The sequence below is a fragment of the Oleiphilus sp. HI0117 genome (assembly GCF_001635235.1).
In genome coordinates this window covers 1-281 of the sequence record NZ_LWGA01000522.1, presented here as the reverse complement: position 1 = coordinate 281, position 281 = coordinate 1, and the positions used below count along the sequence as shown (strand labels likewise).

General features: G+C 46.3%; 1 protein-coding gene. It reads right to left on the bottom strand.

All coding sequences use genetic code 11. The annotated features are described in order from the left end of the window. The coding region (locus A3757_RS05825) for an FtsX-like permease family protein (RefSeq protein WP_156506209.1) at positions 1 to 281 on the bottom strand (281 nt) is incomplete at both ends.

Sequence of the window (281 nt, the reverse complement as noted above, 5' to 3'; positions counted from 1 at the left end):
TGGCGAATGACTAGCCACCTTCCTTGTACTCAATCCTACTAAACACATGATCAGTAAGGCTGAACTAATGGGTAGCCATGCCCAAAGATGCCATTGCACTTGATAGTCTAGGTCGAGTAAATAGCGATATAAGCTATAGCAGATTGCTTCAGTACCCAGCAGGGCCAGAATACCTGCCATGAGGCCTAACAAAGCGAATTCACTCCACTGATTAAGGCGAAGCTGCTTTCGGTTAGCGCCGAGTGTCCGTAAAATTGCACCTTGTAATATTCGCTCATCGA